This window comes from Streptomyces lunalinharesii, from assembly GCF_039532155.1.
Taxonomy (GTDB): domain Bacteria; phylum Actinomycetota; class Actinomycetes; order Streptomycetales; family Streptomycetaceae; genus Streptomyces; species Streptomyces lunalinharesii.
The window spans coordinates 20,150-41,367 of the sequence record NZ_BAAARK010000051.1 but is presented as its reverse complement, the minus strand read 5'-3'; the positions used below and the strand labels follow the sequence as shown (position 1 = coordinate 41,367).

19 protein-coding genes and 1 pseudogene are annotated in these 21,218 nt (G+C 72.6%); 9 read left to right on the top strand and 11 right to left on the bottom strand.

From position 1 onward, the window contains the following. Positions 1 to 518, bottom strand: a pseudogene (locus ABD385_RS37255) (two-component sensor histidine kinase); the annotation flags it as partial. 444 nt (positions 519 to 962) lie between these two features. On the opposite strand from ABD385_RS37255, the gene ABD385_RS37250 reads away from it, so the two are divergent. Continuing rightward, positions 963 to 2,321: an alkaline phosphatase gene (locus tag ABD385_RS37250; protein WP_344584207.1), complete on the top strand. Its 1,359-nt coding sequence runs from the start codon at positions 963 to 965 to the stop codon at positions 2,319 to 2,321. A gap of 144 nt (positions 2,322 to 2,465) precedes the next feature. Further along, on the top strand, positions 2,466 to 3,158 hold the full coding sequence (locus ABD385_RS37245; protein WP_344584205.1) for an esterase/lipase family protein: 693 nt from the start codon (positions 2,466 to 2,468) through the stop codon (positions 3,156 to 3,158). A gap of 23 nt (positions 3,159 to 3,181) precedes the next feature. Here ABD385_RS37245 and ABD385_RS37240 read toward each other — a convergent pair whose 3' ends face one another. The 6 genes from ABD385_RS37240 to ABD385_RS37215 form a co-directional block, all read right to left on the bottom strand. Then, complete coding sequence (locus ABD385_RS37240) at positions 3,182 to 4,036, bottom strand: DUF2127 domain-containing protein (RefSeq protein ID WP_344584204.1); 855 nt, start codon at positions 4,034 to 4,036, stop codon at positions 3,182 to 3,184. 176 nt (positions 4,037 to 4,212) lie between these two features. Further along, positions 4,213 to 4,911 (bottom strand): hypothetical protein, encoded by a 699-nt coding sequence (locus ABD385_RS37235; RefSeq protein ID WP_344584202.1) that lies wholly within the window; start codon positions 4,909 to 4,911, stop codon positions 4,213 to 4,215. 88 nt (positions 4,912 to 4,999) lie between these two features. After that, the gene (locus ABD385_RS37230; RefSeq protein ID WP_344584201.1) at positions 5,000 to 5,413 is read right to left on the bottom strand and encodes a hypothetical protein; all 414 of its coding nucleotides are present in this window, start codon (positions 5,411 to 5,413) and stop codon (positions 5,000 to 5,002) included. 267 nt (positions 5,414 to 5,680) lie between these two features. Beyond that, positions 5,681 to 7,903: a HelD family protein gene (locus ABD385_RS37225; protein WP_344584211.1), complete on the bottom strand. Its 2,223-nt coding sequence runs from the start codon at positions 7,901 to 7,903 to the stop codon at positions 5,681 to 5,683. A gap of 216 nt (positions 7,904 to 8,119) precedes the next feature. After that, the gene (locus ABD385_RS37220) at positions 8,120 to 10,111 is read right to left on the bottom strand and encodes a GTP-binding protein (RefSeq protein ID WP_344584200.1); all 1,992 of its coding nucleotides are present in this window, start codon (positions 10,109 to 10,111) and stop codon (positions 8,120 to 8,122) included. A gap of 205 nt (positions 10,112 to 10,316) precedes the next feature. Continuing rightward, complete coding sequence (locus ABD385_RS37215) at positions 10,317 to 10,586, bottom strand: GlsB/YeaQ/YmgE family stress response membrane protein (RefSeq protein ID WP_016575838.1); 270 nt, start codon at positions 10,584 to 10,586, stop codon at positions 10,317 to 10,319. A 202-nt stretch (positions 10,587 to 10,788) separates the two neighbouring features. Between ABD385_RS37215 and ABD385_RS37210 the strand changes: the two genes are divergently transcribed. From ABD385_RS37210 to ABD385_RS37200, 3 genes are all read left to right on the top strand, one after another. Beyond that, positions 10,789 to 11,226, top strand: a complete 438-nt coding sequence (locus ABD385_RS37210; protein WP_344584195.1) for a MarR family winged helix-turn-helix transcriptional regulator — start codon at positions 10,789 to 10,791, stop codon at positions 11,224 to 11,226. 210 nt (positions 11,227 to 11,436) lie between these two features. Continuing rightward, positions 11,437 to 12,105 (top strand): VC0807 family protein, encoded by a 669-nt coding sequence (locus tag ABD385_RS37205; RefSeq protein ID WP_344584193.1) that lies wholly within the window; start codon positions 11,437 to 11,439, stop codon positions 12,103 to 12,105. Between the two features lie 130 nt (positions 12,106 to 12,235). After that, positions 12,236 to 12,580, top strand: a complete 345-nt coding sequence (locus ABD385_RS37200) for a hypothetical protein (RefSeq protein ID WP_344584191.1) — start codon at positions 12,236 to 12,238, stop codon at positions 12,578 to 12,580. A 61-nt stretch (positions 12,581 to 12,641) separates the two neighbouring features. On the opposite strand, the gene ABD385_RS37195 is transcribed toward ABD385_RS37200, so the two are convergent. The 3 genes from ABD385_RS37195 to ABD385_RS37185 form a co-directional block, all read right to left on the bottom strand. Next, the gene (locus ABD385_RS37195) at positions 12,642 to 13,268 is read right to left on the bottom strand and encodes a flavodoxin family protein (protein WP_344584189.1); all 627 of its coding nucleotides are present in this window, start codon (positions 13,266 to 13,268) and stop codon (positions 12,642 to 12,644) included. 156 nt (positions 13,269 to 13,424) lie between these two features. Further along, the gene (locus tag ABD385_RS37190) at positions 13,425 to 14,570 is read right to left on the bottom strand and encodes an FAD-dependent oxidoreductase (RefSeq protein ID WP_344584188.1); all 1,146 of its coding nucleotides are present in this window, start codon (positions 14,568 to 14,570) and stop codon (positions 13,425 to 13,427) included. A gap of 58 nt (positions 14,571 to 14,628) precedes the next feature. Further along, positions 14,629 to 15,369, bottom strand: a complete 741-nt coding sequence (locus ABD385_RS37185) for a TetR/AcrR family transcriptional regulator (protein WP_344584187.1) — start codon at positions 15,367 to 15,369, stop codon at positions 14,629 to 14,631. A gap of 239 nt (positions 15,370 to 15,608) precedes the next feature. Between ABD385_RS37185 and ABD385_RS37180 the strand changes: the two genes are divergently transcribed. The 3 genes from ABD385_RS37180 to ABD385_RS37170 all read left to right on the top strand — a co-directional run bounded on the left by ABD385_RS37180 (position 15,609) and on the right by ABD385_RS37170 (position 18,281). Beyond that, the gene (locus ABD385_RS37180; protein WP_344584185.1) at positions 15,609 to 16,898 is read left to right on the top strand and encodes an aspartate aminotransferase type Ic; all 1,290 of its coding nucleotides are present in this window, start codon (positions 15,609 to 15,611) and stop codon (positions 16,896 to 16,898) included. Positions 16,899 to 17,037: 139 nt separating this feature from the next. After that, positions 17,038 to 17,601, top strand: coding sequence for a GNAT family N-acetyltransferase (locus ABD385_RS37175; protein ID WP_344584183.1), 564 nt, complete (start codon positions 17,038 to 17,040; stop codon positions 17,599 to 17,601). Positions 17,602 to 17,834: 233 nt separating this feature from the next. Next, positions 17,835 to 18,281: a hypothetical protein gene (locus ABD385_RS37170; RefSeq protein WP_344584182.1), complete on the top strand. Its 447-nt coding sequence runs from the start codon at positions 17,835 to 17,837 to the stop codon at positions 18,279 to 18,281. Positions 18,282 to 18,333: 52 nt separating this feature from the next. Here ABD385_RS37170 and ABD385_RS37165 read toward each other — a convergent pair whose 3' ends face one another. Further along, complete coding sequence (locus ABD385_RS37165; RefSeq protein WP_344584180.1) at positions 18,334 to 20,031, bottom strand: ABC transporter family substrate-binding protein; 1,698 nt, start codon at positions 20,029 to 20,031, stop codon at positions 18,334 to 18,336. 195 nt (positions 20,032 to 20,226) lie between these two features. Here ABD385_RS37165 and ABD385_RS37160 point away from each other — a divergent pair, with 195 nt between their 5' ends. Further along, on the top strand, positions 20,227 to 21,210 hold the full coding sequence (locus tag ABD385_RS37160) for an ABC transporter permease (RefSeq protein WP_344584178.1): 984 nt from the start codon (positions 20,227 to 20,229) through the stop codon (positions 21,208 to 21,210). Positions 21,211 to 21,218: the final 8 nt, after the last annotated feature.

Sequence of the window (21,218 nt, the reverse complement as noted above, 5' to 3'; positions counted from 1 at the left end):
AACTCGATCCGCCGATGCAGATCCGACCCCGCCACCCGCTGCGCGGTCCGCGTGATCCGCCCCAACGGCGACAACACCCGCCCCGCCATCGCATAACCGAACGCGAACGCCACGATCGTCAAACCCAACAACAACCCCATCGACCGGTTGAGGAGCTGCCCCAGCGCCAGGGAGCGCTGGTCCTGGATGCAGGTGCTGATCGCCTTGTTGATCTCGTCGACCGTGCCGGACATCGGGAGGATGGGGCAGTTGACGTTGCTGACCCGGAGGTCGGTGCCGAAGACCCGGAAGTCGGGCGTGCCCTCCTTGAGGGTGTCGGCCGCCAGGAAGGCGATGAGTGCGAGCAGCACCACGCCGGCCATCAGGAACATCCCGCCGTACAGCAGCGTGAGCCGGATCCGGATGGTCGGCCGCAACCACGGTGCGGAACGGCGGCGCGGTGCCGGGGCCGGGCGCCGGGAGGGCTTGGGGGAGACGGGCGAGGGCGTCGCCGCGGTGGTGTACGGAGGGGTCGTCACGGCGGTCAGCCCCGCTGTCCCGGTGAAGCGACTGCGGGGACGGACAACGGGATGACGAGTGGGCGCACTGCTGGTCCTTTGATTCTTCCTCAGGTGTCCTGAGGCACACGAAAGTTGCCGAGACGTACCCATAGTGCTCAAAGAAGCCGTAAATCGGCAGTAAGGAAGGGTGCCGGCGGACCGGCAGGGTGCGCACGGAACGGCTGCTGGTCGCGGTCCGAGCGGGCGGTCCGGCGGGGGCCGGAGCGCGCATCCGGACAGGCGGAGCCGGTCCCGGGCTGTCTGCGGCCCGTCGAAGGTCCGCATCGGCCGTCCCGCGCCGTGCCGTTACGCCCCGGACGCGCCGGTGCTGTCGATGCGTCACTTCCGGTTCACCGGCGACTGGTGGGCTGTGGCGCGTCGGACCAGATGTCCGCCTCCCCGAACGTTTCAAGGAGACGCTCCATGCACAGACCCTCCCGCCGGCACGTCGTCACCGCCACCGCCCTGGTCGCCGCCACCGCGGCCGCCGTGGCCGTGACCACTGCGGCCGGCGCCTCCGACACCAAGCAGCAGGCCCAGCACGCCATCAAGGGCGGCAAGGCGAAGAACGTCATCCTGCTGATCGGTGACGGCATGGGGGACTCCGAGATCACGCTGGCCCGCGACTACGTCGTCGGCGCCAACGGCCGCCTGAACATGGACGGGTTCCCGCTCACCGGGGCCTACACCACCTACGCGGTCCACGCCGACGGCACCCCGGACTACGTGACCGACTCCGCCGCGAGCGGCTCCGGTTGGGCGACGGGCCGCAAGACCGTCAACGGCCGGATCTCCAAGACCCCGGACACCGACAAGGCCGTCCCCACCATCCTCGAACTGGCGCAGAAGAACGGCTACGCCACCGGCAGCGTCACCACCGCCGAACTCACCGACGCCACCCCGGCGGTGCTCGCCTCGCACGCCACCGACCGCTCCTGCCAGGGGCCGGGCGACATGGCCAAGTGCCCCACCGACACCATCGCCAAGGGCGGTCCGGGCTCGATCGCCGAGCAGTCCGTCAACCACAAGGTCGACGTCCTCCTCGGCGGCGGCAAGCAGCGGTTCGACCAGAAGGTCACCGACGGCAGGTACAAGGGCCTGACGGTCACCGAACAGGCCCGGAAGCTGGGCTACCAGGTCGTCACCGACAGCGCCGGCCTCAAGGGCGCCAAGGCGGGCAAGCCGGTCCTCGGCCTGTTCGCGCCCGGCAACGTGCCGACCGAGTGGACCGGCAAGCCGGCGGCCCGCGGCGGCACCGACCCGCAGCGGTGCACGACCGGCAACGCCAACCGCCCGGCGGCCACCCCGACCCTGGCGGACTCGGCGAGCAAGGCGATCGAGCTCCTGGAGGCCAAGCAGAAGCGCGCCAAGCAGGGCTTCTTCCTCCAGATCGAGGGCGCATCGATCGACAAGCAGGACCACGCCGCCGACCCCTGCGGCCAGATCGGCGAGACGGCGGCCTTCGACCAGGCTGTGAAGGTGGCCCGCGCCTACGCGGCCAAGCACCCCGACACGCTCGTGGTCACCACCGCCGACCACGGCCACACCAGCCAGATCGTGCCGCTGGAGGCCACCCCGCCCGGCCTGTCCTCGACCCTCGTCACCAACGAGGGCCAGCAGCTGAAGGTCAACTACTCGACCAACACCCCGGGCCAGTCGCAGGAGCACACCGGCACCCAGGTGCGGATCGCCGCCCAGGGCCCGCAGGCGTACCGGGTCCTCGGCGTCACGAACCAGACCGACCTGTTCACCACCATCAGGTCGGCCCTCGGCCTGAAGTGACGGTTCGTCAGTGATATGCGGGGGAGGCCGGACCACCGGTCTCCCCCGTACGTTTGGATGCCTCCGCGCCGGTCGAGAATCCTTCACGTCGGCCCCGTCCGTGCCGTCCGCACCGCCCGTTCGCCACCGTCGCGGAGGTCCCCCGTGCGTCGCCTCACCGTGCCCGTCCTGTCCGCCCTGTTGTCCGTCGTCGTGGCGAGCGCGCCGGCCGCGGCCGCACCGCAGCGGTCCCCCGCCGCGAACGACCGTCCGGTGATCTTCGTGCACGGCCGCAACGCCGGCCCCGGTGTCTGGGGTGACATGATCAGCCGCTTCACCGCGGCCGGCAAGCCGGCGGACCGGCTCTTCGCCTGGGACTACGACACCACGCAGTCCGCCAACGAAACGCTCGCACCGCAGTTCCAGGCGTACGTCGACGAGGTGCTGCGGCGCACCGGCGCCGCGCAAGTGGACGTCGTCGCCCACAGCCTGGGCAGCCTCACCACCCGCTGGTACGTCAAGTTCGGCGCCGGCGCGACCAAGGTCCGCCACTGGGTGTCCCTGGCCGGTCCCAACCACGGCACCCAACTCGCCTGGCTCTGCGCCCTGTACGACCAGGGGTGCCGCGACATGACACCCGGCTCGTACGTCGTGAAACAGCTCAACGAGGGGGACGAGACGCCCGGAACGGTCCGCTACACCACCGTCCACTCACCCTGTGACGAACAGATCGCCCCGGTCACCAGCACGTCGCTCACCGGGGCCGACAACATCGAAGCGCCCTGCCTGAAGCACAACGAGCTGTTGACGGACGCGACGGTCGCGACCGAGGTCCGCAAGGCGTTGGACACCGACTGACGCCGCCCCGGGGCCGGCGCCGCTCAGTCCGCCGGCCGGCCGGGCAGCACCCGTTCCACCGCTTCCCAACTGACGTCCCGGGCGCGTTCGGCGGCCTCCACCCGACCGCCGCCGCGCACCCCGAACAGCCGCTTGGCGACGAGGAGATAGACCACCACCGCGAGGTTGATGACCAGGGTGAGGACCTTGGCGACGGTCACCCGGGAGGTCAGTTCGTAGACCTCGGGGACCAGCAGGACCGTGGTGGCGACGAAGGTCAGGTACTCCGCCCACCGCTTGGCGAACCACAGCCCCACCGCCTCGACGCCCTCCAACAGCGCGTACGCGGCGATCACCAACCCGATCAGCCACAGCGTCGAGGACCGCACCGCGAACGCCTTCGCCACCTCGCCCAGCAACCCGCGCCCGGAGCCGCCGGTCCCGCCGAGGCCGTTCTGGAGCAGGTCCATGAACCGGTAGAACGGTGCCTGGAGGCCGGCGCGCTTGTCCACGAAGAGCAGGATGCCGGCGGCCAGCGCCCCGAGCACCAGGAAGTGCAGGAGCCGGTCGAGCGCGATCAGTCGCAGCACGTAGCGGTCGCGCAGCGGCTTGCCGCGCAACGGCAGGACGATCTCGGGCCGCTCGGGCGGATGCGGCCGGTCCGGCTGCGCCGGCGGGGCCACCGGGACCCAGGCGTCGCACCGCAGGCAGCGGTGCCACCGCAGGCCGTCGCGGTCCTCGCGGGCCAGCAGCGCGTCGGCCGGCCGCACCCGCTGCGCCGTCACTCCTTCGAGACGGTGACCGTGCAGGGCGCAGCCCAACAGCTCGTAGCGCAACCGCCGCCGATCGCCGGCCGTCCCGGGCACCGGGGTCGGCGCCGCGCGCTCCTCCTCCGCCATGCGTTCCTCCGTCGCGACCGGTCGGGGACCTGCGGGCCCCTGCGGCACGTACCGCGAGGGGCATCCGGGGCCCAGTCTCGGGCACGGTCGGCGGCGATTCCGGGAATGCCGTGGCGGCGGCGCGTACCCGGGGGCGCGCCGAGCGGTCGCGCGGCGGCCGGGTCGGGCCGCGGCCGTCAGGGGCCGCAGGCGAGGTGGTACTCGACGGCCCGCCGGGTCGTCGGTGCGAAACCGAGGGAGACGAGGGCCGCCTCGAAGACGTCGTCGCCGGGCGCCACGCACGTCTCGACCGCCCGGATGCCGGCGGACTCCGCCGTGACCCGCCGCACCGCCAACGACACCAGGGCCGCCAGCCCACCGGCCGTGCCCTCCTCCTGCCGGTCGTGCACCAGCACCGCGCGGTCGCCGTCCACCTCCACGTCGCACCACGCACCGCCCATGCCCACCCGGAAGGACGCACCGTCCGCAGCCGGCAGCGCGGCGCCCCGGGCGTCCGGCGCGCCGGGCATCCCCTCGGCCACCTCGCGCCGCCACCACCGGTGGACCTCGTCGCCGGCGACCGCCCCCAGCTCCACCAGGGCGGCAGCGGTCCCGAGCGACATCTCGCCGGTGTCCTCGACCCACCGGAGGGTTCGGCCACCGGCCTCCCGCACCACCTGCGCCGCCGCCTCCAGCAACGGCACCCGGGCGTCCACGGGCCCCGCCACGACGCCCACGAACCGGAGATCGGGGTCGTCCGCCCCCAGGTCCAACAGCATGACCGCGCCGCCGCCCGCACCCTCCTCGCCTGCGACCACCACGGCGAAGGTCCGCGCGTCGGACCAGTATTCAGGGACCGTCTCGCGCTCCCGATGAACCCGCACAGATACCGACATAAGGCGATTATTTCACGCTCAAGGTCGTGGCGAGGAACGGGTGTTCAGTCAGCGCCGGTGCGCGGGCGGCACGCCGTCCCGGGCGGCCTCAGTGGACCGTGATCGTGATCGGGCGCGAGGCCGAGCGCGTCCGGGGGTGCTTGTCCTGGGGCGAGCGGCCCTCCAGGAGGACCGCTCGCAAGGACAGGTGGCCGTGGTACTTGGCGCGGACGGTGGCGTTGACCGCGCCGCCGGTGTGCCGCGCAGGCTTGGAGCACGCCACGTTGCGCCAGGGGGCGGTGCCGCTCCAGCGCTGCTGCACGCAGACCTTGTTGAAGGAGGAGTTGTCGTCGCTCGCCCTGGCGGTGGCGTGGACGGCACCGCCCTTGCCGACCGAGCGCGGGCCGGCGGTGAGGGAGAGCGAGGACTTCGCCGAGGCCGGTGCGGCGGTGGCTCCCAGCGCGGTCACTGCGACGGCGCCGATGAGGGCACAGTGGACGGTGCGGCGGTGGTGACGGGTCATCCTCTTCTCCTCCGTGGTCTGTCCGGGCGGTGGGGTCCGTGCGGTCCCGGATGCGGCGGGCCGAACGGTCGCCGCATCACGCGACTACCCCGCTGATCACATCACCTTACGTCTGCTTTGCCATGCCGATGACAGCTTTTGGGTAATTCTTGGACAAGAGGGTGTGCTGCGTGCAGTTGGCCCGTATATGCAACGCCGGCCCGGGTGCCGGGTCCGGCGCCGGTGAACTCGCCGCCACCGGCGCCGGTTCGGCCCTCCCGCGGGCGGTCAGTCGGCCAATGCGGTCAGCCCGGCGGGCAACGCACCGGTGTGCAGCACGCCCAACCGCTGCGTCGCGCGCGTGAGGGCGACGTACAGGTCACTGCTGCCGAACTCCGCCGGCTCCGCCACCAGCACGGTGTCGAACTCCAACCCCTTGGCCTGGCGCGGGTCGAGGACCACCACCGGCCGGGTCAGGTCGGGGGCGGGGCCGACGGCAGCCCCCGGGAGGACGGCCGCCAGGGCGGCGCAGTGCTCGCGCGGGGCGATGACCGCGAGCCGGCCCCGACCGTCGCGCGCCGTCTCGCGCGCCACCGCCTCCGCGACCGCCCGCGGCAGGTCGTCGGTGCGCTCGGCCCACGGACGGACCCCGGTGGAACGGATCGACCTCGGCGGCACGAACGACGGGTCGGCGGCCCGGGGGACCTCCGCCGCAACCGTCATGATCTCGGTCGGCGTGCGGTAGTTGAGGCCGAGCCGGACGTGTTCCCACCGGTCCTCGACGTACGGCGCGAGCGCCGCCTCCCAGGCACCGCAACCACCCGGCTCCGAGGTCTGCGCGGGATCGCCCACCAGCGTCATCGAGCGCGTCGGGCAGCGGCGCATCAACAGCCGCCACAGCATCGGGGAGAGCTCCTGCGCCTCGTCGACGATGACGTGGCCGAAGGCCCAGGTGCGGTCGGCCGCGGCGCGTTCGGCGGCGCTGCGGCGGTCGGCCTCCTCCTGGCGTTCGGCGAGTCGGTCCGCGTCGATCAGGTCGTGCGCGGCCAGCACCTCCGACTCCTCGTCGTCCCGGTCCTCGAACTCCTGCGTACGCGAACCGTAGGACAGGTCCAACACGCCCTGCGCGTAGGCGACGAGTTCCTGGCGTTCGGCCTCGGCGGCGGCCCGGGCGGCCGAGTCGTCCTCGCCGAGCAGTTCGGCCGCCTCGTCCAGCAACGCGACGTCCGCCGGCGTCCAGGCACCGCCACTGCGCCGGATCGCCGCCGCGTCGGCCTCGGGGAGGTGCACCGGTTCGGTGAGGAAGTCGGCGACGAGTTCCTGCGCGGTGAGCCTGGGCCACAACTCCCCGATGGCGCCGTGCACGTCGTGGCTGGTGGCGATGGCCTTGCCGAGCTGGGCGACGTCGTCCGGGCCGAGCAGGTTGGGACCTCCGTACGGGTCGGCGCCCAGTCGCTCGGTGAGTTGGGCGGTGAGCGCGTCGATCACGTGGAACGCGAAGTGCGGACGGGCGAGGTTGTGCGGCAGCTTGGTGTCCCGGGCCCGCCGGCGGGCCTCGGCCACGAGCGCGGCGTCCAGGTGCAGTTCACCGTCCTCGTGCTCGATGACGACGACGGGGTCGGGCAGCGTCTGCTGGTCGGACACGAAGCGCGCGAGGGCCTCCGCCATCCGCACGTCGCCCTTGACCGCGGCCGCGCGGGGCGAGTCGGTTCCGGTCGCGGTCACGCCCGGGAACAGCTCCCCGGGCGTCGCCAGCAGCACACCGGTCTCACCGAGTGACGGCAGGACCTGCCCGATGTAGCTGAGGAACGCCGGGTTGGGGCCGACGATCAGCACCGCGCGGCGGGCGAGCTGCTCGCGGTGCGCGTACAGCAGGTACGCGGCCCGGTGCAGCGCCACCACCGTCTTGCCGGTGCCGGGGCCGCCCTCCACGACGAGCACGCCGTGGTGCGGGGCGCGGATGATGCGGTCCTGGTCGGCCTGGATGGTCTGCACGATGTCGTGCATCCGGCCGGTGCGCGCCGCGTCCAGGGAGGCCAGCAGGAGGGCGTCCGCGTCCGCCTCTTCGTGGCCGGTGCGTTCGCGGTCGGTGAGGTCCAGGATCTCGTCGTGCAGTGCGGTGACCCGGCGGCCCTCGGTGGTGAGGTGGCGCCGGCGCCGCAGGCCCATCGGGGTGTGCCCGGTGGCGAGGTAGAACGGCCGGGCGACGTCGGCCCGCCAGTCGATGACCAGGGGAGTGCGCTCGGCGTCGGCACGTCGGATGCCGATCCGACCGATGTGGTGGTCGCGGCCGTCCCGGAACGCCAGTCGGCCGAAGCACAGCCCGTGTTCCCCGGCGTCGAAACCGGCCAGCAGCTCGGCCTGCTCGGCGAGCAGCACGTCCCGCTCCAGCCGTGCCTGGAACGTTCCGGAGGTCCGCGGGAGGGCCTGGTCGATGGCCGTCCGGGCCCCGGATCGCAGGGCGTCGAGGCGCTCGTGGAGCAGGTCCACGAATTCCTGCTCCTTACGCAATTCCTCGTTTGACAATTCGACTCCGCTCGAATAGACTGTGCAGTAACAAGTTTATTTGGGTTGCTTTTTCGCGAAATGCAAACGTTCAATATACGCGGAGAAATGGCCCGGCTGTCAAACCTCGATCGCAGGTAATGCGTCGGGGTTTTTTGTATTCCCGGCGGTGGAGCCCCGCGAGTCGAGTGATCGTCTCGACGCGCGGGGCTCCACCGCGGATCAGTTCGCGCGTGCCCGCGCGGCCGCGCGACTGAGCGGGCGGTCGCCGCCGGGCCGGGACCACCACAGGGCCTCACCACGGGTCAGGCCCGGCAGCCGGTGTTCGGCGGCCCGCACCCGACTGGCCGGAATCGTCCCCTTGACCAGCCATGACGTCAGCCCGCCCGCGGTCTCCGCGAGGTCCGCGCCCAGTGCGGCGAGGCACGAGGTGACCGCCGGCAGTGCGTCGAGCGGGACGTCCACGTCGAAGACGTGACAGGGCTCGTAGACCCGCGTGCCGGCGCGTTCCAGGGCCCGACCGAGGACCACCGGGGTCAGGCCCCGGAAGTCGCCGGCCGTGCTGACCGGGCTGGCGAAGCCCGAGCGGACGAGGGTGACGGTGCAGTCGGTGACCGCCCAGCCGTGCGGGCCGGAGCGGAGGGCGTCGTGCACGGTCTCCTCGATCGCGGTGTGGAAGGCGTGCGGGAGGGCGCCCAGTTCGGTCTCGTACCGGAAGACGACCCCGGCGTCCCGGGGCGCGGGCTCGACGCGCAGCCCGACGGTGGCCGCGAAACCGCTGGGGCTGGCCGCCTGCCGCCCCATCTCCTCGTACGCCTCACCGATGCCCACGGGGCGTTCCAGACAGACGGTCCGGCTGGGTGCGAAGACCGCCTCGATCCCGAAGTCGTGGGCCAGGGTCGCCGCGAGGACCTCCTTCTGGACCTCGCCGTAGAGGAGCACCGACGTGGCGCCGTCGGGCCCGGGACAGGTGTGGAGGAGCGGATCCTGCTCGGCGAGGCGCCGCAGTGCCGCGTGCAGGCGGCCCGCGGCACCGGGCGCCCGGTGCCGCGGGCGGACCAGCGTGCGCAGGGTCGGGGCGGGGAAACGGGGCGGGCGCGGGCCGTCGTCCCGGCCGGCGGGGTCGGTGAGCCGGTCGCCGACCCGGGCCTCCACCAGGCCGCCGACCCGCCCGATGCCGCCGGCCGTCAACTGCCGGGCGCCGTCGTCGCCGTGGCGCCCGGCGCCGCCGCGACCCGCTCGACCGACGACCTGGAGGGCGGTGATCTGGCCGGGGTGCGCCAGGGGCGCGCCGTCCGGGCCGTGCCGGTGCAGGGTCACGTGCTGCCGGGCCGACAACGTGCCGGAGAACAGGCGCACGTAGGCGGTCTTCTTCCCGGACGCTCCGCGCTCGACGGCGAACACCGTGCCGCGGGGCGGCGTCCCACCGGACGGGCCCGCACCGACGTCGACGGACGGCGGCCGCAGCAGGCCGGTGAGCCCGTCGACGAGCGCCCCGACGCCCTGACCACTGCGCGCCGAACCGAAGAAGACCGGATGCACCCGCCCCTGCCGGGTCTGTTCGGCGAGCGCGGTGCGCAGCGCGGCCGGGTCCGGGAACGGGCCGTCCACGACGCGGGCGAGCACCGTCTCGTCGACCTCGGCGAGGGTTTCGGCGACCCGGGTGCGGAACTCCGCCTCGTCGTCGAGGACGTGCGGGAGTGCCCGGGCCGACGGGGTGCCGAGGTCCCGCACCGCCGTCATGGAGAGCGGGTGCGGAACCAGCTTGTGCCGGACGTCGCCGAGGAGCGCCGCGGCGCGGGCGCCCGAGCGGTCGATCTTGTTGACGAAGAGCAGCACCGGGAGCTCCGCCTCCCGCAGCGTCCGCATCAGGACGCGGGTGTGGGCCTGGACCCCCTCGACGGCGGAGAGCACCAGTACGGCGCCGTCCAGGACGCCGAGGACGCGCTCCACCTCGGCGACGAAGTCGGTGTGCCCCGGAGTGTCGATCAGGTTGACCTGGGTGCTGCCGGTCGTGAAGGAGGTGACCGCCGAGTGCACGGTGATGCCGCGCTGGCGCTCGATGACTCCGGTGTCGGTCTGGGTGTCGCCGGCGTCGACGCTGCCGAGCCGGTCGATGGTGCCGGTGTCGAACAGCAGCCGCTCGGTCAGGCTGGTCTTACCCGCGTCGACGTGCGCGAGGATGCCGATGTTCAGGGTGTGCTGGATCTGCATGGGTGCCGTGGTCCTCGAAATTCACCGTCCGGAAAGGGCGCTGGGGGTTTTCGAGGAATCGGCGCATCGGGGGCTCCTGCTCTGCTGACGGTCGGTCGGCGCCCACCCTGCTGGCCCGGGCGCGGCAGCCGCAACCGATTTATCCCGTGCGGTGGGGGCCGGCGGACGTCGGTCCGCCGGCCCCCACCGGTCGTCGGGCGCGCGGTCAGTGTTGGCGGTTGCGCCCCAAGGTGAAGCGGTAGAGGAGCAGGACGATGAGGGAGCCGACGATGGCGGCGATCCACGTGGACAGGTGGAAGAAGCCGTTGATCGAGTGCACCCCGAAGATGACCTTGCCGAGCCAGCCACCCAACAGGCCGCCGACGATGCCGATCAGCATGGTGATCAAGCAGCCGCCTGGGTCCTTGCCAGGCATCAGGGCCTTCGCGATGGCACCGGCGATCAGCCCGATCAAAGCCCAGGCGATGATTCCCATGTCCGCACCCTCTCCTCAAGACCGGTCAATGCGTAAAGACTGGTTCCCCCTTTCGGGGGCGTCACGCGGGCCTGCTCCGAACGGGTGATGTCTGTGGGTGCGCGCCGCACGGTGCGGCGCCCCGCGGGGCGTGGGGCGCCGGTGCGCGGACGGCGGTCGACGTCGGTTGATCGGTCGAGTTGATCAACCTAGGCTTATCACCATGACTCGGAGTACGGACGTCGACGACCTGGCCGGTGCGCTCTACGGAAGCATCGGCCTGTTGGCCCGACGGCTCCGGCAGGTCCAGGCACCCGGTGAGCTCTCGTTGCCCGAGCGCGCGGCGCTGGCACGACTGGACCGGGGCGGTCCGGCGACGGCGGCCGAACTCGCCCGGGCCGAGCAGATCACGTCCCAGGCGATGGGGACCACGTTGGGCGTGCTGGAGGCGCGCGGCCTCGTCGACCGCCGTCGCGACCCGCACGACGGACGACGGATCATCATGTCGTTGACCGAGACCGGCGTCGAGGTGCTGCGGTACAAGCGCGACGCCCGGGCCCAACAGTTGGCCGCGGCCCTGGGCGAGCGCTTCACGGCCGCGGAGCTGGCGACGTTGCAGGCGGCGGCCCCGTTGATCGAGCGGCTGGGCGACAGCCTCTGACGCCGGCCGCGCTCCACCCGACGGTGGAGCGCGCGGGTGGAGAGCCGCTCCGGCCGTTCCGACCTCGGGGCCGATGTCGCTCCACCCGTCCGCCTCCTAGCGTCGAAGGCAGGTCGACGTCGTACCGGAAGGACCGGTGCCGGACCGCTGGAGGCCGTCGTGGGAACCGAAGGAACCGCACGGGCGCGAGGGGCGCGGCGGTGGTGCGCCGTGGGCGTACCGCTGACCGTCAACGTCGCGCTGCCGATGGTCCTGTACTACGTGCTGCGCGCGCAGGACGTGGCGCCGTGGCAGGCCCTGCTGCTGAGCGGCGTGACACCGGCGGCACACGCCCTGGGCGCGGCGCTGGTGCGGCGTCGCGTCGAGGTGTTCGACCTCCTCGTGGTCGTGCTGCTGGCGGTGTCGGCGGGCCTTTCGGCGTTCAGCGGCAGCCCGCGGGTGCTGCTGCTGAAGGACGCCGGCGTCCCCGCCGTCCTGGGGCTGTGGATCCTGGGCACCCGGTACGCGGCCCGGCCCTTCGCGTTCCACTTCGCGGCCCGGCTGCGCGGGCCGTCCGGTGCCGAGGCAGCCGAGCGTGCCTGGGCCCAACTGCCGGAATTCCGGAGCGCGTTGCGTGGGCTGACGCTCCTGTGGGGCGGTGCGCAGCTGCTCGATGCCGCGTTGAGCACGATGGCGGCGCTGGCGCTGCCGGTCGACCTGGTGCCGGTGCTCGGCAAGATCGAGTCCTGCACGATCCTCGGCGTGATGGTGGCGCTGACCGTCCGTCGCAGCCGTGCCTTCCGCGGCCGATACGGCCTCCCGCTCTTCGGCCCGCCGCCCGCGGCGGACCCCTCGGGTGCCGCCCCGATCCCCGCCGCCGGCGACGCGCTGCGGACGTGACGCCCGGGGCGGCCGGTCCGACGGGGCAGCGGGACGGTCGAGCGGGGGAGTCGGCGCGGGCGGCGTCACGGGTCGGCCGGTCCGTCGTTGGACCGGTCGACAATCTGCTCTCCCCTCATCTGGAGCCCCGATGAACTCCGTTGTACGTGGACGTGGTCGCGAACGCAGCCGTGCGGTGGCGGCCCTGGCCCTCGCCGTCGGCGCGGTGCTGCTGCCGGTGGCCACCGCGGACGCCGCTGACCTCGGCATGATCACCTACACCACCCCGGCCGGCCGGGCCGCCACCCTCAAGCAGCCCGAACCCGGCCGCTGCTACGCCATCGCGGGGGCCGGCACGACCTCCAACCTCTCCCTGGTCGGCAAGACCGCCCACTTCTACGCCCGGCCGAACTGCGCCGGACGTCCGGTCGCCGACCTCGGCCCGGGCAAGCACCGCAACCTGCGCTTCGCCTCCTTGCGCGTGGACGCCGACTGAGCCGGACCCGTACCAGGCGACGCCGGCGGGGTCCACGCCCCGCCGGCGTCCGTGCGCTGGGCTACGGCTGCGCCGGCCCGTCTATGCGGGTGAGCGGGGCCGGCCGTTGGAAGAAGTCCTTGGCGCGGATCATGGCGCGGTCGTCGTCGCGCACCTGGCCGGGGCGGGAGCCGTTGCCGAGCAGCACCCCGCCGAAGTCCATCCGCAGGTACGCCGCGGTGTGGTTGAGCGTGGTCACCAGGCCGTCGGCGCGTGCCTCGTCCGGGTCCGCCATGACCGTCACTCCCCACAGCGTCCCGCCCGCCATCCGCTGCGTGAAGTCCGAGCCGGGCACCGACAACCACCCCGACCAGTAGTCGAGGTAGCGCTTGGCCTGTGCGGAGAGCGTGTACCAGTAGAGCGGCGAGGCGATGACCACGTCCGTGGCCCGGAGCGTGGCCTGCCGCAACTCCTCCTCGAGCTCCCCGGCCGTCCAACCGTCGGACTCGTGGCGGCCGTCCTGGAAGTCGGGCAACGGCAGTCCGGACAGGTCCACCCACTGCTGCGGGACGTCGGCGGGGAGTTGGGCGGCGGCCGCACGGGCCAGGATCTCGGTGTTCCCGTCGGAGCGGGAACTGGCGAGGACGAAGAGGAACGAACGGTCCGCGCCGGCGGGGGCGGCGCCGGGCGTGGCACTGGACGTGGTCATGGCTGCTCCGGTCTCGGGTCCCCGGGTACGGCTGCCGCGGCGGAACGGATCGCCGCCCGAAGCACGGGGTCGCTGAATTCTTCGGTCATCCGCCTCCAACTCCCCTGCGCCGCTGCCTATTCCACGGATGCGGCGGACCGTTCGTACGGTGGACGGTCAGCGTCCCTCCGGCCCATGGGCGGCGAACTGGTCGAGGAGTCGGGACAGGGCGTCCGCGCCGAACATCAGCCGCAGGCTGGCGTCCGATGCGACGGCGGAAGCGGTGCTGCGCGGGAAGAGGGCCTCCTCGTAGGCGGTGAGGGCGGCCTCGCGGTCGGCCGGACGGGCGGCCAGCGCCCGGCCGAGTTCGGCGCCGTCCATCATGGCGAGGTTGGCCCCCTCACCGGCGAAGGGGGACATCAGGTGCGCGGCGTCGCCCAACAGGGTCACACCGGGGGTGCGGGGCCAGCGGTGGCCGACGGGCAGTGCGTGGATGCGGCGCGGAACCAGCGGGCCGTCGGCGTCGGAGAGCAGCCTCCGCAGCCCCTCGTCGAACTCCTCGAACCGGGCGAGGACGGTCTTCTTCGCGGTGTCGGGGTCGGTGAAGTCGAGGGTGTCGAGCCAGTCCTCGTCGGCCTTCAGCGCGGTGTGGACGTGCAGACTCCCGTCTCCCTCGCGGTGCGCGAGGAACCCCTTCTCGTCGCCCAGGCAGAGGAAGAAGCCGTCGCCGACCAGGGCGGCACTGTCGGGGTGGCGGGCCTCGGCGTCCCGCAGGTTGCTCTCGACGAACGAGATCCCGGTGTAGGTCGGGACCGCGTCGGACAACAGCGGGCGCACCCGGGACCAGGCGCCGTCTGCGCCGACGAGCAGGTCGGTGGTGAGCACGCTGCCGTCGGCGAAGGCGACCTCGTACCGGCCGTCCGCCAGCGCGCGCGTCCCGGTGGCCTTCCTGCCCCACCGGACGGTGCCCTCGGGCAGGGAGCCCAGCAACAGGTCGCGCAGCCGACCGCGGTCCACCTCGGGGCGGGTGCCGGTGCCGTCGTCCTCCTCGGCCCGCCGGAGGGTGCCCTGCGGGTCGAGGATGCGCAGCGCCTGCCCGCCGGCGTGGATCAGGCCGCGGAAGTCGTCGTACAGGCCGGCGGCGCGCAGGGCGAGCTGCCCGGAGTCCTCGTGGATGTCGAGCATGCCGCCCTGGGTGCGGGCGGTCGGCGAGTCCTCCCGCTCGAAGACGGCCGCCTCGATGCCGTGCACGTGCAGGACGCGGGCCAGCGTCAGGCCGCCGAGGCCGCCGCCGAGGATGACGAGGGGGTGGTGGGTGCTCATGGGGGTGCGGGCTCCTTGGGGTGGGGTGGGTGCGCCTGGGCAGGAGGGCCCGGGGCGCTCAGGCGGTGGCGGTGCGAGCCGGCCGCGCGGTGTCCGACATCCCGTTGACCAGTACATGGAAACCCCAGGTCAGGCGGTCTTCACCGGTACCGGAGAAGAGTTCGGCGCCGAGGGCGGCGAGCCGCGGGAAGGTCTGTGGCGAGGCGTGGCGCACCGCGGCCGTCAGGGCGTCCTGCTCGTCCTGGGCGTGCGGGGCGGCGTCGCGGGCGGACTGTTCGGCCGCGGTGGCGGTGCCGTACTGCAGGAGGGCGTCCACGCCCCAGGCGGCGCGGTCGTCCGGGACGCCGCCTTCGGCCAGTAGGGCCAGCAGGGCTTCCAGCAGTTGTAGGTAGTGCGGTCCCGACGGGCGGGTCACCAGGGCCGAGCGGGCCAGTTCCGGGTGTGCGAAGAGGACCGAGGTGTAGGACGACAGGACGCGGGCCAGGCGGTCGCGCCAGGCGCCCGCGGCGCCGGCCGGCCGGAGGTCGACCTCGCCCAGCAGCTCGTCCAGGACGGCCGCGTGCAACGCGGCGGTGTTGGCCACGTACACGTAGAGCGAGGCCGGGCCGGTGTCCAGTTCCTTCGCCAGGCGACGCATGGTCACCCGCTCCAGGCCCTCGCTCCGCATCAGCGCGACCGCGGTCGCGACGATCCCGGTCCTGGTCAGGGCGGGCTTCGCGGGGCGCTCGCGGCGGCTGCGCGGGGCGGTGGGGCGGCTGGCGGCGGTGGGCTCGGCTGGGGTTCCCGGCGTGGTGGGCATGGATGCCACTGTAACGAACGCGTTCGTTACGAACAAGTTCGTTAGCGGGAATCCTGTGCGGTGGGGTGCCGCGGCGGAACGGGGCGAAACGCCTGGCCGGCGGTGGCCTGGCGGGTGTCGGACGATTGCCAGGCATCGGTCGGGCGGAAATGGGCAGGTGGTCCTGATCCACCACGGCTACCGTTGGCGCCGCCGCGCGCCGGCAGCAGCCGGGTGCAGTACCGCACGAAGGATGAGGAATGGACCTGACCGCACGCACGCCCGCCGAACTCTCCGACCGGCTCACCGCACTCCGCGCCGAGCACCAGCGGCTCAAGGGCCGTGGTCTGCGCCTGGACCTGACCCGCGGCAAGCCCGCCGCCGAGCAGTTGGCGCTGTCGTCGGCCCTGTTGGGCCTGCCGGGCCTGGACGACCACACCGCCGCGGACGGCACCGACTGCCGCAACTACGGCGGTCTGCGCGGCCTGCCCGAACTGCGTGCGACGTTCGCCGCCCTGCTCCAGGTGCCGGCGGAGCAGTTGGTGGCGCTCGGTAACTCCAGCCTTGAGCTGATGTACGAGTGCCTGGTGGACGCCGTGTTGTTCGGCGTGGTGGGCGGCGACGCGCCCTGGCCGCGGGAGGGGCGGACGGCCGTGTTGTGCCCGGTGCCCGGCTACGACCGGCACTTCGCGATCTGCGAGAAGCTCGGCATCGACATGATTCCCGTGCCGATGACCCACACCGGCCCGGACATGGACGAGGTGGAACGCCTCGTCGCCGACGAGCGGGTCAAGGGCATCTGGTGCGTGCCCAAGTACAGCAACCCCACCGCCGCCACCTACTCCGCCGAGACGGTTCGCCGCCTGGCCGCCATGGAGACCGCCGCCCCCGATTTCCGCATCTTCTGGGACAACGCCTACGCGGTGCACCAGGTGGCCGGGGTGGACGAGCCGCTGGCGGACATACTCGGCCTGAGCGTCGAACACGGCCATCCCGACCGGGTCTTCGTCTTCGGATCGACCTCGAAGATCACCGCGGCCGGCAGCGGCGTCGCCTTCTTCGGATCCTCGCCGGCCAACGTCGCCTGGCTCCTCGGCCACCTCGCCAAGCGGACGATCGGCCCCGACAAGGTCAACCAGCTCCGCCACGCCCGCCTCCTGCCCGACGCGCCGGCCGTGCACGCCCACATGGCCCGCCACGCCGCCGTGCTGCAACCCAAGTTCGAGCTGGTCGACGCCCTCCTGGAGAAGCGGCTCGGGGGCACCGGGGCGGCCTCCTGGACCCGTCCCCGGGGCGGCTACTTCGTGAGCCTGGACGTGCTGGACGGCTGCGCGGCCCGCGTGGTGGAACTGGCCGCCGACGCCGGCGTCGCCCTGACCCCCGCGGGTGCCACCTTCCCCTACGGCAAGGACCCCCGGGACCGCAACATCCGCCTCGCGCCCAGCTACCCCGACCCCGACGAACTCCGCGACGCGGTCGAGGCCCTGACGCTCTGCGTCGAACTCGCCTCGGTGGAGCACCTGTTGGCGGCGGCCGGCACCCCCGCCTGAGCGCGGCGCGCACGGCCCGCTCCGCAGCGGCACGGCTCCCGGGACGACCACGGACCTCCCGTGAGAGGATCCCGGCCCGAGCGGTGCGGAGCGCGCCGTGCGAACGGCAGCCGGCTCCGGCCGGTCGAGGAGGGTGACGGTGTTCGCGACATCCCTGGGGGCGGACGGTGCGGAGCTGCGGCCGCTGGAGCCCTGGCAGGCCGAGGAGTTCCTGGCGCACATCGACCGCGGCCGGGAGTTCATCGGCCGCCACAACGGACTGCCGGACGTCATCACCGACCTGGCGTCGAGCCGCGCGTACCTGACGTCGTACGCCGAGAAGGCCGCGGCCGACACCGGACGGATCTACGGCATCCGCACCGGCGGTGAGCTGGTCGGGGCGATCCTGCTGCGGACGATGGACACCGCGCAGGGCGTGGCCGAGGCCGGCTGCTGGCTGGAGCCGTCGGCGGTCGGCAGGGGGCTGGTGACCCGGGCGGTGCGGGCGGTCGTGGACTGGGCCGTCGAAGAACGGGGGATCCACCGCGTCGAGTGGTGGGTCGCCTCGGCGAACGCGCCCAGCATCGCGGTGGCCCGCCGGCTCGGCATGACGCGGGAGGGCGTGCTGCGCGAGAGCTACGCGTACCGCGGCGCGCGGCACGACATGGAGATCTGGTCGGTGCTCGCGCCGGAGTGGCGGGCGCACCGGGCGGCCGCGTCCTGACGCCGCGGCGCCGTCCCGCGGGGGCACGTTCCGTGCTCACCGGGCCACGCTGCGGAACGCGGGCAGGTCGTCGGCCGTCCGGGTGGCGCCGCCGGGTGCGACGGTCGTAGCCTGCTCCGCAGAGAGGCAGCGACCGCCCCGCGGGGACGCGTTCGGGCCGTGACGGCATCCGCACCCTGCGTCGCAGCCGGTGTCCGAGACATCCATCCGTGCGAAGCGGCTGAGGAGCGGATATGCGATTTCACAGGGCAACGGCAGCACTCATGGTCTGTGCGGGGGCGGCACTGGCGACGGCCACCATGCCGGCGTCCGCCTCCGCCGCCACCCCGCCCACTACGGGCAACCGTGTGGCGGTCATCGACTGCACCGGCAACGCACAACACCAGCCAGGCACCTTCATGCTCGCCTGCGGAGACGGCAACAACGTCCTGACGTCGCTGCGCTGGTCGCAGTGGCACTCCCGGTCCGCGGTGGCCGAGGGCACGGACATGGTCAACGACTGCCAGCCCTACTGCGCGGCCGGCCACTTCCACGGCTATCCCGTGCGGGTGCGCCTGGACACCCCGCAGGCCCGGACCGGTCACGACGGACAGCGGCACTTCACCCGCGTCACGCTGACCTACCCCGCGGGCCGGCCGGCCGACACGCCGCGCGTGGTCACCCTGAACCTCTGGAGCTGACGGCACCGCCCCGCGTCGGGGCGGGAGCCGCCCCGCCCCGACGCGCCACGGGTCACTTCAACCGGCCCGTCCTGGCGAGCTGTTCGCTGCCGAGGCCGGTCGCCCCGAAGTTGGCGAGGTCCTTGCGGACCGCGAGGATCTGCGGCCGCTGGTAGAGCGGGAGCGAGTGGCCGAGTTCCCAGACCGCCGCGTCCGCCTGGTTGTAGAGGGCGATCTGCTTGCGCACGTCGGTGGTCCGGGACGCCGCGAGCAGCAGTCGGTCGACCTCGGGGGAGGAGACCCCGCCGTAGTTGCTGAAGGTGTTGCCGCCCTGCGGCATGCGGTAGCCGCTGTACGCCTGGGAACGGAAGACCTGATCGACCTGGCGGAACTGGCTGAGGTCGTAGTTGCTGCGGTGGACGTACTTGTCGAAGTAGTCGTTGGACGGCACCTTGCGCAACTGGGCGTCGACGCCGATCTCACCGAGCATCTGCTGCGTGAGCTTCGCCTGGTCCATCGCCAGGCCCGCGGTGTCCGACGGCAGCACGTACTCCAGGGTCAGCCGCGCACCGTCCTTGGTGCGCGGCTTGCCGGGGCCGGCGTCCCGCCAACCGGCCGCTTCCAGCAGCTTCTTGGCGCGGGCGACGTCCCGCTTGCCGAACGACCCCGCGTTGTCCCGGTAGCCCTCCTGGTTGGGCATGAAGAAGTGGTTGCCGAGCACCTTCGGCTGGAAGGGCAGGTCCTTGCCGGCCACCTTCGCCAACGCCGTGCGGTCGACCCCCAGCATCACTGCCTGGCGGACCCGGAGGTCCCGGAGCGGGCCGCGCCGGCCGTTGAGACTGAGGGTCACCTGGTCCCAGCGCGCGCCGATGCGGATGTCGGTCCCCTTGTCGCCCTTCAGCCGCTGGTACGCCTCGGGACTGGCGGCGCTGGTGTAGTCGATCTCCTTGTTGAGGTACGCGTCGACGTAGCTGGAGCCGTCCAGCGCCCAGAAGATCACCTTGTCCAGTTTCGGCTTCTCGCCCCACCAGTTGGGGTCGGGAACCGCGGTGATGGTCTGTGCAGTCCGGTCGTAGGCGCCGATCCTGAAGGCGTTGGCGGTCACCGGGACGGTGCCGGCCCACGCCTTGGCGAAGCTCTCCGGGGTGGCGTTGAGCGAGGCCGGCAGCAGCGGGTCGAACAGGTTCTGCCAGTCCGCGTACGGGGTGCCGAAGGTGACCGTGACCTCCTGGTCGTCGGCGCCCCGGGCGACGTCGGAGATCTGCGCGTAGCCGCTGGTGTCCGCGGCGGCGAACCGCTTGTCCCGCCCGTTCAGCGCCTTCCACTGGGCCGCGAAGTCCCGCCAGCCCAGCGGCTTCCCGTCGGACCACTTCGCCTTCGGGTTGAGGCGGTACCTGACCACCTGCGGGGCGGTGGAGACGACCTCGGCGGAGGCCAGGAAATCGGGGTTGCGGTGCGGAACGCCCTTGGCGTCGAGCCGGAACAGCTGCGGCTCGACCAGTTCCGTGATGGCGGAGGCGTCGCCCTGGGTCCCGTCGACCTGGTTGGGGTTGTACTGGCTGATCCACTGCTCGATCGCCATCTTCAGGGTGCCGCCCTGTTTCAGGTCCGCGACCGGGTGCGGATTGAGGTCCTGGGCGCCGGCGGCCGGCACCGAACCGCCCCGCGACGCGTCGTCCGACGCACCCCCGGAACCACCACAGGCTGTGATCACCGCGGCGGTGGAAAGGGTCACGACGGCCAACGCCAAGGCTCTGCGGGACCGGTTCATGCTGCGCTTCCTCTCGATGGACGAGCGCCGCACAACTACGGCGCACAGGCACCGTAAGCCGGTCCAGACCTTTTGAAATCCCCAGGTCAGAGCATTTATCAAGGCTGCAATGAAGGGTTCATGCAACTGCCTGGCACGGCCACATCGGTGCGATAGCGTCTGGCGGCACCGCCCCCCTGCGAAGGATGCCCACCCGTGTTCGCCCACCTCGTCAAACGCCTCGGCTATTACGCTCTGTTGCTGGCGCTGGCCGTCGTCATCTCGTACGTCCTGTCCTCGCTGGCCCTGTCACCACGCGGCTACTTCGAAGGCAGACAGCCGGCACCACCACCCGAAGCCATCGACACCCAACTCACCGCGCTCGGCATCAACGACCGCACCCCGCTGTGGGAACGGTTCGGCGACTGGCTCGGCCACGCGCTCCGCGGCGACCTCGGCCGCACCCTCGACTCCTCGGACGTCGGCACCGAGTTCGGCCGCCGGATCGGCGTCAGCCTGCGGCTGCTGCTGGCCGGCACGGTCCTCGGCACCGTCGGCGGCGTGCTCCTCGGAACCTGGGGAGCGGTGCGCCAGTACCGGTTCTCCGACCGCGCCGTGACCCTCTTCGCGTTCCTGCTGCTCGCCACCCCCACGTTCCTGCTCGCCGTCCTGCTCAAGACCGGCGCCATCCACGCCAACGAGGCGGCCGGCCGCGAACTCATCAGCTTCACCGGCGAGCGGACACCCGGCCTGACCGGGAACTTCGCCACCCTGTTCGGCGACCGCGCGGTGCACCTCCTGCTGCCGACCCTCGCCATCGCGCTCGGCACCGCGGCCGCCTACAGCCGCTACCAGCGCGGCACCATGCTCGACGTGCTCGGCTCGGACTTCCTGCGGACCGCCCGCGCCAAGGGCCTGCGCCGCCGCACCGCGGTCCTCAAGCACGGCCTGCGCACCGCCCTCGTCCCGATGTCGACGTTCTTCGCCTACGGCTTCCTGGCCCTGTTCACCGGCGCCGCCTTCACCGAGAAGGTCTTCGGCTGGCACGGCATGGGTGCCTGGTTCATCGACGCGGTCGGCAAGGGCGACGTCAACTCCGTCGTCGCCGTCAACGTGTTCGCCGCCGTGGTGGTGCTGCTCGCCGGCTTCCTGGCCGACGTCCTGCACGCCGCGCTCGACCCGCGCGTCCGGACCAGCTGAGGAGCCGC